Raw genomic sequence first — 15,801 nt, forward strand, 5'->3', positions numbered from 1 at the left:
ATATTCATAGCTTTCTGGTTGTTACTCTATATACCCTCAGTCCTTTTTTTATATAGTTATGTATGCCGCTTAGGTAACTAATCTGACTAGCTAGAGCATGGAAGCAAATTCGTATGTATCAAAAGCGCACATAACGAAGGGAAGGAAATAAGGGAAAGGACGACTTTTGAGCACAGGAATCTACATTTGCTCCCAGTTCGTAGATTCCTGTGCGAGACGGGAGTCTGTCCCTTATTCCTTCCCGAAGTGATTGATGCGATCCCTCATCATTCAAGTTAGCTTATCCATCTTCATACAAGAACCCTATATCGTCCTCTGCATTTACAAGGTTGACAACCCTGCCCGCTTCTGTCATAATTCAGTTCAGATGAATAAGCACCTTTAATTCAGTCCCGTGAGACTGGCAAGGTAACGTGAATGATGTTCACTGCAAGTACACCCTCCGCTGGAGTGGTGATGGTGCAGTGCGTCGAAGTATGACAGTCATAACCGCTGGTAGATGACTGCACACTCCTTGCCGTTCGGGGCAGGGAGTTTTTTTATGCCCTGTTTTCGAATGGTATCGCAATAACAGCACAGGAGCATGCAGCATAACCATACGACGGTATGCCTGTTAACCACGGGGCCTTAGGTGTAAGCAACATAAACCTGAGGAGGCTATAAATCATGACGATGGATATGCATGTGAACATTATCATGGATGAGACGGCAATTCGCCGGGCACTGACCCGTATTGCACACGAGATTTTGGAAAAGAATAAAGGGATCGAGGATTGCATCATCGTCGGTATTCGCACACGCGGTGTATATCTGGCACGACGGATTGCAGCACGTATTCAGGAAATTGAAGGCACACCGGTTCCTTACGGCGAGCTAGACATTACAGGCTATCGTGATGACCGTAGTGACGAGCCGAAGGCAGCATTGGGCGAGCAGGTTCGACTCACACCGGAAAATCTGAGTATCCGCGATAAGAAGATTATCCTGTGTGATGATGTACTTTATACGGGACGCACGATCCGCGCTGCAATGGATGCGCTGATGGACTGCGGACGTCCGAATCAGATTCAGCTGGCAGTACTGGCGGATCGCGGACATCGCGAGTTGCCGATTCGACCGGACTATATCGGTAAGAACGTACCAACCTCCAAGCTGGAAGAGATCGAGGTTCGATTGAGCGAAGTAGATGGGAATGATCAGGTTAATATCCTGCAACGTCGGGAGGTCACAGTATGATCATGACAACGACGAATCTGAAACAACGCAGCTTGCTTGGACTGAAGGGAATGGACGGGACGGAGCTGACTTCGATTCTGGATCGCGCGGCTTACTGGGATGCGCATACAGAGAAACAGGTTTCAGTACTACAAGGCAAATTTGTTGCCAATATGTTTTTCGAAAATAGCACACGTACTCGCTTCTCCTTCGAAATGGCGGAAAAGCGCCTGGGCGCAGAAGTACTGAACTTCACCGCTGCGGCATCAAGCGTAGAGAAGGGCGAGTCGATCTACGATACGGTACGTACACTGGAAAGTATGGGCATTGATGCGGGTATTATTCGCCTCAAGCCTGCGGGTGTACTACAAGAGCTGGCTGAGAAAGTGAACGTGCCGCTCATTAACGCAGGAGACGGTAACAACGAGCACCCGACACAGGCACTACTGGATCTGTACACGATGCGCCGCCACTTTGGTGAGGTACGTGGACTGAATGTAACGATTGTCGGCGATATTATGCACAGCCGTGTCGCTCGCTCGAACTTCTGGGCACTGCAAGCAATGGGCGCAAATGTAAGCTTCTGCGCACCGGACAATATGCGCGCAGGCGACATTCCGCAGATGCGCTATGTCTCGATGGAAGAAGCGCTGCAATCCGATGTGGTTATGATGCTGCGCGTACAGCTGGAGCGTCATGCGAGTGGGATGATCAAGTCCGCTGAAGACTATCGATTACACTACGGATTGACCGAAGAACGGGCTGCTCGGATGAAGGAACATGCAATCATTATGCATCCGGCTCCAGTGAATCGTAACGTCGAAATTGACGATGCACTGGTCGAAAGCTCCAAATCGAAAATTTTTACACAAATGCAAAATGGCGTGCCGATCCGCATGGCAGTCATCGAACGCGCACTGCGCAATTAAGCATATAGATACGAAACAATGAATAACCATTCAGGTATCCGTATCGTATGCAGTCATCATGCAACGCTGCGGATACCGAAAATTCATAACTGCGAGTATAGCGGTTAACACTTTCGGAGGTTAATAATGACACTTTTCATAAAGAACGCGAGCGTACTGAACGGACAAGGCGAGCTTCAAATGAGCCATGTATGGGTTGAGGATGGCATCATTAAGGAGATCTATACAGCAGAGACGACAGCAGATGAGATTTTGCGTCAGCATGGAAAGGGTCACGAAGTGACCGAGATTGATGGTGAAGGGAAGCTACTTGCTCCGGGCTTGATCGATATGCACGTGCATTTGCGTGAGCCGGGCTTTGAGCATAAGGAAACAATCGCAACCGGTACAGCGGCAGCAGCGAAGGGTGGCTACACAACGATCGCTTGCATGCCCAACACAAAGCCAGTAACCGACAAGGCAGAGGTTGTGAAGCTGATTCTGGACAAAGCAGAGGAAGCAAATGGTGTAAAGGTACTGCCTTATGCAGCGATCACATACAATGAGCTAGGCCGCGAACTGACGGACTTTGCAGCACTGAAAGCAGCAGGCGCAATCGGATTTACCGACGATGGTGTAGGCGTGCAAAATGCGCAGATGATGAAAGATGCGATGAAGCTTGCGGCTTCGATGGATATGCCGATCATCGCGCACTGTGAGGATGACTCGCTCGTTGTAGGCGCTGCGGTAACGGATGGTGAATTTGCCCGCAAGCATGGGCTGAAAGGCATTCCAAACGAGTCGGAAGCGATCCACGTTGGACGGGATATTTTACTGGCGGAAGCAACAGGCGTGCACTACCATGTATGCCATGTTAGCACAGAGCAATCGATTCGCCTCATTCGTATGGCAAAATCGATTGGAATCAATGTTACCGCTGAGGTATGTCCGCACCATTTGATCTTGTCGGATGAGGATATTCCGGGTATGGATGCGAACTGGAAAATGAACCCGCCACTGCGCTCACCACGTGATGTAGAGGCATGTATCGCTGCACTGGAGGATGGCACGCTGGATATGGTCGTAACGGATCATGCACCACATAGTGCAGAGGAAAAGGCAAAAGGTATGGAGCTGGCACCGTTTGGTATTACCGGCTTTGAGACCGCATTCCCACTGCTATATACAAAGTTTGTGAAAACAGGACGCTGGTCGCTCGAATTGCTTGTACAGCGCATGACAGCTGATCCGGCAAGAGTGTTCCGTCTGGATACAGGCAGACTGGAGCAGGGCGCTATCGCTGACCTCACCCTGATCGATTTGAATGAAGAACGCATAGTCGATCCGGATACATTTTTATCCAAAGGGAAGAATACGCCATTTACAGGATGGAAGCTACAGGGATGGCCCGTACTAACAATTGTAGACGGTCAAATCGTGTGGTCAGAAAAATCTACAACCACTAGTGCATAAATATACCAACTTGTGATATAATTATTCAGACCTTAATTACGAAGGACGCAGAAGCATCATCGTCCATCATTATAACTTTCAGGAAAGACAGAGGAGTGAAACGGAATGCAGGCAAAATTGTTATTGGAAGACGGAACATTATTCACAGGCCGCAGCTTCGGCGCGGAGGGTGAAACAACGGGAGAGGTTGTATTCAACACGGGGATTACCGGTTACCAGGAAGTACTGTCTGATCCATCGTACTGCGGACAGATCGTAACGATGACCTATCCGCTGATCGGAAACTACGGGATCAACCGTGATGACTTTGAATCGGTTCGTCCGTATATCAATGGATTCGTCGTCCGACGGCATGAGCCGGTTCCAAGTAACTGGCGCGCTCAATACTCTATCGATGAGCTGCTGCGCGAATACGGCATCATTGGTATTAGTGATATCGATACACGGATGCTGACACGCCGCATCCGTCACCAAGGTACGATGCGCGGGATTTTGACTACAGCAGCACTTGCTCCTGAGGAATTGATGGAGCGTCTGCAAGCATCCACACCTGTAATTAATCAAGTGAGCCACACCTCTACCAAGCATGTGTACAGCAGCCCGGGTGCGAAGGAACGCATCGTGCTGATCGACTACGGCGCGAAGAGCGGTATCGTACGCGAGCTGACACAGCGCGGCTGTGATGTAGTGGTTGTTCCACAGGATACAACGGCTGAACAGATTCGTCGTTTGCATCCAGATGGCATTCAGCTGTCTAACGGCCCTGGGGACCCGAAAGATGTGATGCACGCAGCTAACGTAATTGGCGAGCTGCTGGGCGAATATCCAATCTTCGGCATCTGCCTCGGACACCAGCTGTTCGCACTGGCATGTGGAGCAGATACAGAGAAGCTGAAGTTCGGTCATCGCGGTGGGAACCATCCGGTTAAAGACCTGAGCACAGGCCGCTGCTACATCACTTCCCAGAATCATGGCTATACGGTAAAAGAAGAATCGATCCAGGGTACAGAACTGGAAGTTACTCATATTAATAACAACGATAAAACGATCGAAGGCTTGAAGCATAGCAAATATCCGGCGTTCTCGGTACAGTATCACCCAGAAGCAGCACCAGGCCCATTTGATAATAGCTATCTGTTCGATCAATTCCTCACGATGATTCGTGAGCATAAGCAAAGCCAGCCTCAAACAACACGTCAGGCTGAAATGTTCGCCGCTGTGAAAGGAGCACGTTAATTATGCCTATCAATAAAGACCTCAAAAAAATCCTCGTTATCGGCTCAGGCCCGATCGTTATCGGTCAGGCTGCTGAGTTCGACTACGCTGGCACCCAGGCGTGTCAGGCGCTGAAAGAAGAAGGCGTTGAGGTAGTGCTGATCAACAGCAACCCGGCAACGATTATGACGGATACGAATATGGCAGATAAGGTGTATATTGAGCCCATTACACTGGAGTTCGTCACCCAGATCATCCGTCAGGAGCGTCCGGACGGATTGCTGCCAACACTGGGCGGACAAACCGGTCTGAACATGGCGGTTGAGCTGGCACGTGCTGGCGTACTGGAATCCGAAAATGTAAAGCTGCTCGGTACACAGCTGAACTCGATCGAGAAAGCGGAAGACCGTGACCTGTTCCGCGAGCTGATGAGAGAGCTGGAGCAACCGGTACCAGAGAGCGTTATCGTTACTACGCTTGAAGAATCACTGGAATTTGCTAACGAGATTGGCTATCCGATTATCGTGCGTCCAGCGTACACACTTGGTGGTACAGGCGGCGGTATCTGTGCAAATGAAGAAGAGCTGCGCGAGACGGTAGCAGCAGGTATCCGCTATAGCCCAATCGGACAATGTCTGGTAGAGAAGAGCATCGCGGGTATGAAAGAAGTCGAGTACGAGGTTATGCGTGATGCGAATGACAACTGTATCGTCGTATGTAATATGGAAAACTTCGATCCGGTTGGCGTACACACAGGAGACAGTATCGTCGTGGCTCCAAGCCAGACGCTGTCCGATCGTGAGTACCAAATGTTGCGCTCCGCATCGCTCAAAATCATTCGCGCTCTGAATATTGAAGGTGGCTGTAACGTACAATTCGCTCTGGACCCACAGAGCTACCAATACTATGTGATCGAGGTAAACCCACGTGTCAGCCGTTCCTCGGCACTCGCATCCAAAGCAACCGGCTATCCGATTGCAAAGATGGCAGCGAAGATTGCAATGGGCTACACACTGGACGAGATCGTGAACCCGGTTACCGGACAGACCTACGCTTGCTTCGAGCCAACACTGGATTACATCGTAGCAAAAATTCCACGCTGGCCGTTTGACAAATTCACCAGCGCGAACCGTAAACTCGGTACGCAGATGAAAGCAACCGGCGAAGTTATGGCAATCGGACGTACATTTGAAGAAGCGATTCACAAAGCAGTACGCTCGCTGGAGATCGGTGTACATCGCCTGTACTTGAAAGAAGCGGTGGAGCTGACGGATGAGAAGCTGACCGAGCGACTGATCAAGGCGGACGATGAGCGTCTGTTCCTGGTAGCAGAAGCATTCCGTCGCGGCTACACCCTGGAGTACATCCATGAGCTGAGCAATATCGACTGGTGGTTCCTGGATAAAATCGAGCGTATTGTCGCTTACGAATCGGTTATCGCCTTTGAAGAGAAGCTGTCTGACGAAACGTTGTACACAGCGAAGCGTCTGGGCTTCACAGATCGCGCTATCGCTGAGCTGCGTCAGCCGAATGATCCAAACGGCACATTCAGCAATGAGCAGTCGATCCGTACGTACCGTAAAGAGCTTGGACTCGTACCGGTATACAAAATGGTCGATACCTGTGCAGCTGAGTTTGAGGCAACAACGCCTTATTACTACTCCACTTACGAGACTGAAAATGAAGTGACACAAAGTGCGAAACAAAAAATTGTCGTGCTTGGCTCCGGTCCAATCCGTATTGGTCAGGGGATCGAGTTTGACTACTCTACTGTACACGCGGTATGGGCAATTCAAGAAGCAGGCTACGAAGCGGTTATTATCAATAACAACCCAGAAACGGTATCGACGGACTTTAACACATCGGATCGTCTGTACTTTGAACCATTGTTCTTCGAGGATGTTATGAACGTGATCGAGCAGGAGCAACCAATCGGCGTTATCGTACAGTTTGGTGGACAAACAGCGATCAACCTGGCGGCTCCACTGCAAAAAGCAGGCGTGAATATCATCGGTACAAGCCTCGACAGCATTGATGAAGCAGAGGATCGTAAGAAATTCGAAGCGCTGCTGTCCCGTCTGAATATTGCTCAGCCACAGGGTAGCACTGTTCAATCGGTAGACGAAGCAGTCGAAACCGCACAAAAGCTCGGCTATCCGGTGCTCGTACGTCCATCCTACGTACTTGGTGGACGCGCGATGGAGATCGTATACTCTGACGAAGAATTGCTGCGCTACATGGCAGAAGCGGTAAAAATCAATCCAGAGCATCCGGTTCTGATTGACCGCTACATGCTGGGTAAAGAGGTTGAGGTCGATGCGATCTGTGACGGCGACACGGTTGTCGTACCAGGGATTATGGAGCATATCGAGCGTGCAGGCGTTCACTCCGGCGACTCGATCGCAGTCTATCCGCCACAGCATCTGTCCGCAGAGCTCAAGGAGAAGATCGTTAACATCACGATCAAAATTGCCAAGGAACTGAAAACAATCGGTCTGGTCAACATCCAGTTCGTTATTTTCCAAAATGAAGTGTATGTAATCGAGGTGAACCCACGTTCCTCCCGTACCGTACCGTTCCTGAGCAAAGTAACGAATATCCCGATGGCGAATATCGCGACACAGGCGATTCTCGGACGCAAGCTAGCTGATCTGGGCTACACCGAAGGTCTGTGGCCAGAAAGCGATCATGTATCGGTGAAAGTACCAGTATTCTCGTTCGCAAAACTGCGCCGCGTAGAACCAACGCTCGGTCCAGAAATGAAATCGACAGGCGAGGTTATGGGACGCGACCTGCTGTACGCAAAAGCATTGTACAAAGGTCTGATCGGTGCAGGTATGAAAATTCCATCCACAGGCGCACTGATCGCAACCGTAGCGGATAAGGATAAAGAAGACGCGGTACGCCTGCTCAAAGGCTTCTACCGTCTCGGTTACAAAATCATCGCTACTGGCGGAACAGCCGAAGCACTGAAAGCAGCGAACATTCCAGTGACGGTTGTGAACAAGCTATCCGAAGGTACACCGAATATTCTTGATCTGATTCGCAGTGGACAGGCGAACTTCGTTGTCAACACATTGACGAAGGGCAAAACACCAGAGCGTGACGGCTTCCGTATCCGTCGTGAAGCGGTAGAGAACGGCGTCGTATGTATGACATCGCTTGATACAGTAGAAGCGCTGCTGACCATGCTCGATACGATCAACTTCTCTTCCTACTCTATGCCCGTGTTGAGTAAAGAAAAGCAAGCTGATCCAGAAAGCAAAGTCGTACAAGCAGCTGTAGGTCAATTACAGGATCAAGAAACGATTCTGAGCTAAATGTAGATAGAACCACCTATGCGGCGGACCATACACGTGTCCGCCGTCATTTGTGTGCGCATTTATGATCTGGTTTTAGATTTAACAGATGCAAAGTGCTGTGCTGAGGGAAGCTGTTATGATGGAACTGTTATGACGGAATAAGTATAGTCCGATTTGACCAAAATCAGAAATAGACAAGGAGATGGCAGGCGATGACCGAATATGTACATACCGCGGCTGCACAGCGACTGATCGTGGCGCTGGACTATCCAGACGTAGCGCAGGCACGCAAGCTAATCGATACGCTTCAGGGGATTCCATGCTACATCAAGGTGGGCATGCAGCTATTTTATGCGGCAGGGCCACAATTTGTACGTGAGCTAAAGGAAAAAGGCTACTCTGTTTTTTTGGATCTGAAAATGCATGATATTCCGAACACTGTCAAAGGCGGTGCGCATAGCATCACCCGACTTGGCGTGGATATGTTCAATGTGCATGCTGCGGGTGGTCGTGAGATGATGAAGGCAGCCGTAGCAGGTATGGAGCAGGCGCTCAGTGAGGATGCCACACTCAAGCGTCCGGTGCTCATCGCGGTCACACAATTAACAAGCACCTCTCAGCAGACGATGAACGAAGATATCGGCATTCCAGGCAGTGTAGAGGAGACGGTTGTGCGTTACGCTAGTCTGGCGCATGAATGCGGACTGGATGGAGTAGTATCATCGCCGCTGGAAGGCCCAGCGATCAAGGCAGCGTGTGGACGTTCCTTCGTCACCGTAACACCAGGCGTGCGTCCAGCCGGTGCCGATGTTGCCGATCAGACACGTATTATGACACCGGGGCGCGCCATTGAAGCCGGTAACGATTATCTTGTTGTCGGACGTCCAATTACAGCCGCTGCTGATCCGAGAGCGGCAGCCGAGCAGATTATAGAGGAGATGAACGAACATGTTAACCATTGAAGAGATTCCAGCACATATCGCAGCAGCCTTGCTTAAAATCGAAGCCGTCGCGCTTCGTCCACAGGAGCCATTCACATGGACGTCCGGTATCAAGTCGCCGATCTATTGCGATAACCGTCTGACGATGTCGTATCCATTTATTCGCGATCAAATTGCAGACGGATTCGCAACGATCATTCGTAATCAATATCCAGATGCAGATGTGATTGCAGGGACAGCGACCGCAGGGATTCCACATGCGGCATGGGTAGCAGAGAAGCTAGATTTGCCAATGGCATACGTGCGCGACAAAGCCAAAGGACATGGCAAGCAAAATCAGATCGAAGGACTAATCAAGCCAGGTCAACGCGTTGTAGTCATTGAAGACCTGATCTCAACAGGTGGAAGCTCGATCAAGGCAGCAGAAGCGATCCGCGAAGCAGGCGCAGAGCCACTCGTTGTACTGGCCATTTTCAGCTATCAGCTTGATAAAGCTATGCAAGCATTCGAAGATGCTAATCTGCCACTGCAAACTCTGTCTAACTACACAGCATTGATCGAAAAAGCGGTTGAGCTGGGTACAGTCAAAGAAGAGGATCTGGAGCTACTGCATTCCTGGCGCGCAAATCCAGAAGCATTTGGGAAATAAGTATTGGATGGTATAGGCTAACGTATAGCTGTGCATAATATTAACGACGCCGATATCGTCGTGTAGGTTCAGCGTAGTCAATTGCTTACGTAGGTGGATATGTAGCCTGTGCGAAGGACGATCTGATGTGCTGAACTGTATTGATAAATGATAAGAATAGTAAAATAATAAACGCTGTATATCATCCAATTGGAGCATACAGCGTTTTATTTACATTTATGATCCAAAATCTAAAATCTAAAATCTAAAATCTAAAATCTAAAATCTATAGCCTACAACCCATAGTCTACGATCTGTAGTCGTTATTTTTAGTTGTATGGTATATCAATTGCTCCTTACATCCATCATTGAATGTCATTAGAGCAAAAACCTGCATTCCTGAGCGAGATCGTTTAAAGTAAATGATTTGTTGGTTATAGAGACGCTAACGCCTGTATACAAGCAATCCACTGCAAAAATGATTGACAAATACTCGGAAATTGCGGTATATTAATTGAGTCGCTGTTTACTTGATACACTAAAAGAAAACGTTCTTTTGGTCATGCGGGCCTATAGCTCAGTTGGTTAGAGCTACCGGCTCATAACCGGTTGGTCGGGGGTTCGAGTCCCTCTGGGCCCATACGTAAAAGACGATTCATTCGCGAAAGGTGCGGATGAATCGTCTTTTTATTTTGGAACGGTATGCTTGATTGAAGTAGTATACTTGAAGTGGTATGTTCATACGAGATCACAAAATATTGCCGTATATTGCTTATTACTTTTTGTGTTTATCCTTATCACTCGTAAAATCATCCTCAAGCTTCTCTACGGATTCATCCACTGCTTCCTCTAGCAGATCGGCAGCGCGATGCTTGGCATGGGGATCTGGCTCTGGAATCGGATCGACGCCAGCACCTGTACCCTGTTCAAAGGCTTCATCATCATGCTTATGCTTGTTATCCGGAGTGTGGTCATTGTTAGGTGTATTCATCTGGATTCATCCTTTCTGAATGCGTTATAGGATAGCCGATAGGGGATCATCGGATATGCCGCTACCATCACGGTAAGAGCCAGCAACGTCACGGCATCTATGCTATCGAATAAACCATAACGTTATCGACTGAATCAGCATTCAGAGAGGCTGTGCTTCATACTAAGTCTAAAATTACTCTTTTGCTACGCATTAGATCGTCTATTCCTATCGATTCAACATTCATACTGCATCAGTATGAATGTCGTATTAGTACCAACAATGTATTAGCATCAACATTGCATTAGTACCAGCACTGCATTAGTACCAGCACTGCATTAGTACCAACACTATATTAGTATCAACACTGCATTTATATTCAATATTAATACCGATCATGCACTGCTCCATGTGAGCTTACTCCATCCACTTCAGGGATTGTTAACCCGGCGCGCGTATACGCATCCTCCAGAATCGTCAATGCGGAACGCACACCGATACCAAAACGATCACAACCCGCGGCGCGCATCGCCAGCAGGGTCTCCAGATCACGAATACCGCCTGCGGCTTTGATCTGCGCAGCATCGCCAATCGTAGAGCGAATAAGCTTGATCGTCTCGACAGTCGTTGGCTTCGGTCCCCAGCCCGTTCCCGTCTTCACAAATGCTGCGCCTGCGGAGACGACCAGCTCGCTTCCTCTGCGAATCTCATCATCGGTTAAATAAGCAATTTCCAGAATTGCTTTCACCGGAATACCCTCAGCAGCATCAACGACCGCCTGTATATCGTGTACTACACGCTTCCTATCTCCTGATTTGAGCGCTCCCACATTAATGACCATATCTAATTCAAGGCAACCAAGCCCAAGCATTTCACGCGCTGTATGAACCTTCATCGATACCGTATCTGCACCGGAAGGAAAACCGACCACACCCGTCACCACAGTATCTGGTGTATGCTTCAGCTCGCGAATCACATAGTCCGTCATATACGGCATTGGACTAGCACAGATGCAATGATAGGCCTTTACAATTCCAATTAATAGATCGACCTCGTCATGTGTCACATCTGTCCGTACCGCACTGACATCGACCCAGCGCCCAATGTTGGCAAGCTCTAACTCTGTATGTTCCATATTGTATCTCCTTTTAATAAAGATAATTATCTTTTATGTGATCAATATAGCGGATGGAATCCTGAAATACAAGCTCTATCTTTATAACAAGCGAACTGAAAAACCTTATTAATACTTTGATTAATACTATAATTAGCACTGTGTAATAAATAATTTTTCTACTTCAATCGATATTCTATCAAAACGCTCAAGAATGAAAGCGCTTGACAAAAGATAGTTATCTTTAATATATTCAATGCAAAGACACTATGCAAAAGTACCTCATGCTTAAAGCTAACTACAATTTTTCTATATATAGCTAATGATAGATAGCCAATCATAGAAGGAGGGAGCACGATGTCGTATCTAATCTCTTACGATCTAGGCACTGGTGGAGTGAAGGCTTCGCTATACGATCGTCATATGCAAACCGTTGCACGTTCGTTTACCGAATATGCGACCTATTATCCTCAGCCGAATTATCATCAGCAGCGTCCTGCGGATTGGTGGCAGGGAATTGCACAATCGACTCATTCATTGCTATCGACCGCTGGTGTGGATGCTACACAGATTGCTTGCATTAGTTTATCTGGGCATAGTCTGGTTAGCGTGCCCATTAGCCGTACCGAGGGTGCATTGCTGGAGCAGGTGCCGATTTGGTCAGACAAGCGTGCTGAAGCTGAGGCAGCATTATTTTTCCAAAAAGTAGACGAGCAGCAATGGTACCTGCGCACAGGTAATGGCTTCCCGGCAGCCTGCTATCCGTTATTCAAGCTGATGTGGATGCAAAAGTATCAGCCGGACATTTTCGCACGAACCGATGTGCTGCTCGGCTCGAAGGACTATATCAACTACAGGCTAACTGGAGCGATCTATACCGATCCATCGTATGCATCCGGGCTAGGCGCGTATGATCTCAAGCAGGGTGTACTAGTAGAGGAATGGCTGGATGTAGCAGGCATTGCACCTCATGTATTTCCGCCGATCGTTCCGTCACATGAGCTAATCGGACATGTCACAGCGGAGGCAGCGGCCTATACCGGCTTAGCAGAAGGAACGCCGGTCGCATGTGGTGGTGTAGATAATGCGTGTATGGCGCTGGGGGCTGTTGGCAGTGAGGAGGGACGTAGCTATGTGTCTCTTGGCTCATCCAGCTGGATACCTGTGAACTCATCAGAGCCTGTGCTGGATATAGCGACAAGGCCATATGTATTTGCCCATATTGCCGAAGGGATGTATACGAGTGCCTATTCTATTTTCGCCGGTGGAAGTTCTCTGCGCTGGGTACGAGACCAGCTATGCTCGGAGCTGGCGGAGCAGCCAGGCGCTTACGATAAGATGAATGAGCTGGCAGCAGCAGCGCCGCCTGGCTCGAATGGTGTACTTTTTGATCCGAGTCTGGCAGGTGGAACTTCGCAGGATGCAAGTGTCCATATTCAGGGAAGTTATATCGGCTTACAGCTAGCGACCACACGTAATGACCTGATTCGTGCAGCAATGGAAGGAATCGCTATGAATCTCAAGCTGTCGCTCGATCTACTACGTCAGCGCACACCGATTACGGGTGAATTGTTATTTTGCGGTGGAGGAAGTCGTAGTGCGTTATGGCGACAGATGTTTGCCGATGTGTTCGATATGAACATTGTCAAAACGAATATTGATCAGGATGCGGCTTCCCTGGGAGCGGCTGCGATTGCAGCGCGTGCAGTAGGCTGGTGGAACGATTACAGCGGGATTGCGGATGTACATATCGTCGAGCATACAAGCCAGCCTGAACCGTCCAGTCGTGAAATATATCAACACATATTACCTGTATTTCAGCATATTCATGAGCAAGTGGCAGCCCTTGGGGAGTATATGCATCATCATACACGGAAGCATCAGGCACAATCACCAATCACTAGCAGAATGGAGGAATGAGCATGCAGATCAATTCGATAGATACAAGCTTTTCTCTGGCAGGGAAAACAGCCATCATTACTGGTGCTGCATCCGGTATCGGACGAGCCGTGGCGCAGCTATTTGTAGAAAAAGGAGCTTCGGTTGCGTTACTCGATCTGAATCTGGAGCAAGCACAGGAGGTGGCGAGTAGCCTGGAGCGTGCAGCGGCATTCACAGTCGATGTGGGGGATCGTGCTTCGGTTGTGCAGGCGGTTAGCGCAGCGAAGGAACATTTTGGACGTTTGGATATTCTCGTTAATAGTGCAGGGATTGGACCGGTGGAGTGGGCAGAGGATTATCCAGAGGAAGACTGGCATCGGACGATGCGTGTGAATCTGAATGGTACATTTTTCATGTCACAGCAGGTAGGACGCGAGCTTATTGCTGCCAAACAGGGCGGCAAGATCATCAGCCTTGCCTCGCAGGCAGGCATTGTAGCCATCGATCGCCATGTGGCCTATAGTGCCAGCAAGGCAGCCGTTATTTCCGTTACCAAATCGCTTGCTTACGAATGGGGCAAATACGGCATTCAGGTCAATGCCATTTCTCCAACGGCAACGTATACACCACTAATCGAAGGCTACTGGGAAGGGGAGATCAAGGACGAGGCGATTCGCAATACACCTGCTGGTCGTTTTGCTGAGCCAGGCGAGATTGCTGCTGCCGCCTTATTCCTTGCAAGCCAGGCATCCAATATGGTGACAGGCGCGAATCTCGTTGTAGATGGAGGCTATACGATCCACTAATCTGACGTTATAGCAGAGGAGCCATTGTTTTAGTAGATGGGATAATCGATAGACTGAATGAAGCATTGATATCGCACAACTTGTGGAGCTATAGCCATATCGTCATCACCCTATCGATCATGGAATGAAGATCACAGCCACTTAACGAACCCTATCAGATTCAGTAGCCTGCTATTCCAGCACGGCTTACTTTCATCTCCCTTATCAGCGTCTGCCCTCCAGGTAGACGCTATATTCGTATTTGTCTGCTACCAGCTTGGTGATGCTGTATTCAAAAGGTCCTTGTTCGATAAAGGTTAACCGTTTACTGCATAATAGCGGAGCGCCAAGCGGCACCTGTAAAATCTGCGATTCTGTAAAATCAGCAGCCACCGCTGATAATCGCTCTGACGCATGTAGCAAAATCAATTGATACGTTTGCTCCAGAAAAGCATACAGGCTGTTAAATGTATTACTATACTGCTCCAGTCCGGGCACCTTGCTAGCACGCAAATAATTATTCATCAATGCAATCGGCTGTCCATCCGCATATTGCACCCGCTGAACCCAGTAGACCTGCTGTCCTGCGGGGAGTTGGAGCTCGTGGGCAATCGATTCCGGCGGTGAGATCAATTGAATCGACATACCGCGCGTTTGCACATCATAGCCTTTGGCGATGAGCGTTTCGGTAATGGAGGTGAGATGGTTTAGTCGCTGCGTTGTAGAGGTATCGAGCACCTCGGTGCCTTTGCCCTGCGTTTTGCGAACAAAGCCTTCGCTATGTAATTGTTCAATCGCTTTCCGAATGGTCGTGCGGCTAAAATGAAATCGTTCCTCCAGCTCGGATTCAGTTGGTAATAGCGTACCGGCTGGATAGACACCTTCTTTAATATCTTGCTTGAGCAGACTGTATACTTTGCGATAAGCGGGAATATTATTCATGGACTGGACTCCTTTGGCGATCGATCAGCAGGTCATGTGAGCAGAGCTAGCGGATGTACAGGTGCGTATACTATCGCTCCTACATCACGATGCTCCTGCTCTGCATGCCTGTATAAGCTGATCTTGCCATAAAAAGAATCTTTATTCAAGAAAAGATCATGATCTTTCAAATAAGTTAAAGCGCTTAAACTTTTAGGACAAATAAAAAGTATACAAGGCGACGAATCCAATCAGAATACATGGTAGAAAGTCCATAGCTTGCCTGTTCGGTGCAACGCTCCGGCTACCATGCTTCTACAGCGTAAAATGGAACGAAAGTATACACTACAGGTGAAAGACAGCCTTGCTCATGAACATCAATCAGATATAGCGCTGTTGGTTACGCTCGCATATAGAATATAGCTTCCTATCTAGCAGCGTGTATATA

General features: G+C 48.7%; 12 protein-coding genes and 1 tRNA gene. 10 read left to right on the top strand and 3 right to left on the bottom strand.

Annotated elements, in window-relative coordinates:
- Positions 1-672: 672 nt before the first annotated feature.
- The 8 genes from pyrR (at position 673) to SK066_RS07950 (ending at position 10,322) form a co-directional block, all read left to right on the top strand.
- On the top strand, positions 673-1,236 hold the full coding sequence (gene pyrR / locus SK066_RS07915; RefSeq protein WP_407673813.1) for a bifunctional pyr operon transcriptional regulator/uracil phosphoribosyltransferase PyrR: 564 nt from the start codon (positions 673-675) through the stop codon (positions 1,234-1,236).
- Entirely contained in the window at positions 1,233-2,144 is a 912-nt protein-coding gene (locus SK066_RS07920; protein ID WP_320544271.1) for an aspartate carbamoyltransferase catalytic subunit, read from the top strand. Before pyrR ends, SK066_RS07920 begins: the two co-directional genes overlap by 4 nt.
- Before the next feature lie 126 nt (positions 2,145-2,270).
- Positions 2,271-3,596, top strand: a complete 1,326-nt coding sequence (locus SK066_RS07925; RefSeq protein WP_320544272.1) for a dihydroorotase — start codon at positions 2,271-2,273, stop codon at positions 3,594-3,596.
- Positions 3,597-3,701: 105 nt separating this feature from the next.
- Complete coding sequence (carA, locus tag SK066_RS07930) at positions 3,702-4,832, top strand: glutamine-hydrolyzing carbamoyl-phosphate synthase small subunit (protein WP_320544273.1); 1,131 nt, start codon at positions 3,702-3,704, stop codon at positions 4,830-4,832.
- Positions 4,833-4,834: 2 nt separating this feature from the next.
- On the top strand, positions 4,835-8,131 hold the full coding sequence (gene carB / locus SK066_RS07935; protein WP_320544274.1) for a carbamoyl-phosphate synthase large subunit: 3,297 nt from the start codon (positions 4,835-4,837) through the stop codon (positions 8,129-8,131).
- A gap of 194 nt (positions 8,132-8,325) precedes the next feature.
- On the top strand, positions 8,326-9,075 hold the full coding sequence (gene pyrF, locus SK066_RS07940; protein WP_320544275.1) for an orotidine-5'-phosphate decarboxylase: 750 nt from the start codon (positions 8,326-8,328) through the stop codon (positions 9,073-9,075).
- Complete coding sequence (pyrE, locus tag SK066_RS07945) at positions 9,062-9,703, top strand: orotate phosphoribosyltransferase (RefSeq protein ID WP_320544276.1); 642 nt, start codon at positions 9,062-9,064, stop codon at positions 9,701-9,703. The genes pyrF and pyrE overlap by 14 nt, the downstream gene beginning before the upstream one ends.
- 545 nt (positions 9,704-10,248) lie before the next feature.
- Positions 10,249-10,322, top strand: a tRNA-Ile gene (locus SK066_RS07950).
- 135 nt (positions 10,323-10,457) lie between these two features.
- Here SK066_RS07950 and SK066_RS07955 read toward each other — a convergent pair.
- Together SK066_RS07955 and deoC are read right to left on the bottom strand one after the other, a co-directional pair.
- The gene (locus SK066_RS07955) at positions 10,458-10,673 is read right to left on the bottom strand and encodes a hypothetical protein (protein WP_188776412.1); all 216 of its coding nucleotides are present in this window, start codon (positions 10,671-10,673) and stop codon (positions 10,458-10,460) included.
- Between the two features lie 364 nt (positions 10,674-11,037).
- Positions 11,038-11,787, bottom strand: a complete 750-nt coding sequence (deoC, locus tag SK066_RS07960) for a deoxyribose-phosphate aldolase (protein WP_320544277.1) — start codon at positions 11,785-11,787, stop codon at positions 11,038-11,040.
- 336 nt (positions 11,788-12,123) lie between these two features.
- On the opposite strand from deoC, the gene SK066_RS07965 reads away from it, so the two are divergent.
- Together SK066_RS07965 and SK066_RS07970 are read left to right on the top strand one after the other, a co-directional pair.
- Positions 12,124-13,686 (top strand): xylulokinase, encoded by a 1,563-nt coding sequence (locus SK066_RS07965; RefSeq protein ID WP_320544278.1) that lies wholly within the window; start codon positions 12,124-12,126, stop codon positions 13,684-13,686.
- A gap of 2 nt (positions 13,687-13,688) precedes the next feature.
- On the top strand, positions 13,689-14,453 hold the full coding sequence (locus tag SK066_RS07970) for a GolD/DthD family dehydrogenase (RefSeq protein ID WP_320544279.1): 765 nt from the start codon (positions 13,689-13,691) through the stop codon (positions 14,451-14,453).
- A 204-nt stretch (positions 14,454-14,657) separates the two neighbouring features.
- On the opposite strand, the gene SK066_RS07975 is transcribed toward SK066_RS07970, so the two are convergent.
- Positions 14,658-15,374 (bottom strand): GntR family transcriptional regulator, encoded by a 717-nt coding sequence (locus SK066_RS07975; protein WP_188776416.1) that lies wholly within the window; start codon positions 15,372-15,374, stop codon positions 14,658-14,660.
- Positions 15,375-15,801 lie beyond the last annotated feature (427 nt).

Source organism: Paenibacillus hunanensis (assembly GCF_034055775.1).
GTDB lineage: Bacteria > Bacillota > Bacilli > Paenibacillales > Paenibacillaceae > Saccharibacillus > Saccharibacillus hunanensis.

What these genes read in the sequence shown, in the direction of transcription:
- deoC (WP_320544277.1), bottom strand. Translation starts at nt 11,787, where the DNA reads ATGGAACATACAGAGTTAGAGCTTGCCAACATTGGGCGCTGGGTCGAT.
- SK066_RS07920 (WP_320544271.1), top strand. Translation starts at nt 1,233, where the DNA reads ATGATCATGACAACGACGAATCTGAAACAACGCAGCTTGCTTGGACTG.
- SK066_RS07925 (WP_320544272.1), top strand. Translation starts at nt 2,271, where the DNA reads ATGACACTTTTCATAAAGAACGCGAGCGTACTGAACGGACAAGGCGAG.
- pyrE (WP_320544276.1), top strand. Translation starts at nt 9,062, where the DNA reads ATGTTAACCATTGAAGAGATTCCAGCACATATCGCAGCAGCCTTGCTT.
- SK066_RS07965 (WP_320544278.1), top strand. Translation starts at nt 12,124, where the DNA reads ATGTCGTATCTAATCTCTTACGATCTAGGCACTGGTGGAGTGAAGGCT.
- SK066_RS07975 (WP_188776416.1), bottom strand. Translation starts at nt 15,374, where the DNA reads ATGAATAATATTCCCGCTTATCGCAAAGTATACAGTCTGCTCAAGCAA.
- pyrR (WP_407673813.1), top strand. Translation starts at nt 673, where the DNA reads ATGGATATGCATGTGAACATTATCATGGATGAGACGGCAATTCGCCGG.
- pyrF (WP_320544275.1), top strand. Translation starts at nt 8,326, where the DNA reads ATGACCGAATATGTACATACCGCGGCTGCACAGCGACTGATCGTGGCG.
- carA (WP_320544273.1), top strand. Translation starts at nt 3,702, where the DNA reads ATGCAGGCAAAATTGTTATTGGAAGACGGAACATTATTCACAGGCCGC.
- carB (WP_320544274.1), top strand. Translation starts at nt 4,835, where the DNA reads ATGCCTATCAATAAAGACCTCAAAAAAATCCTCGTTATCGGCTCAGGC.
- SK066_RS07970 (WP_320544279.1), top strand. Translation starts at nt 13,689, where the DNA reads ATGCAGATCAATTCGATAGATACAAGCTTTTCTCTGGCAGGGAAAACA.
- SK066_RS07955 (WP_188776412.1), bottom strand. Translation starts at nt 10,673, where the DNA reads ATGAATACACCTAACAATGACCACACTCCGGATAACAAGCATAAGCAT.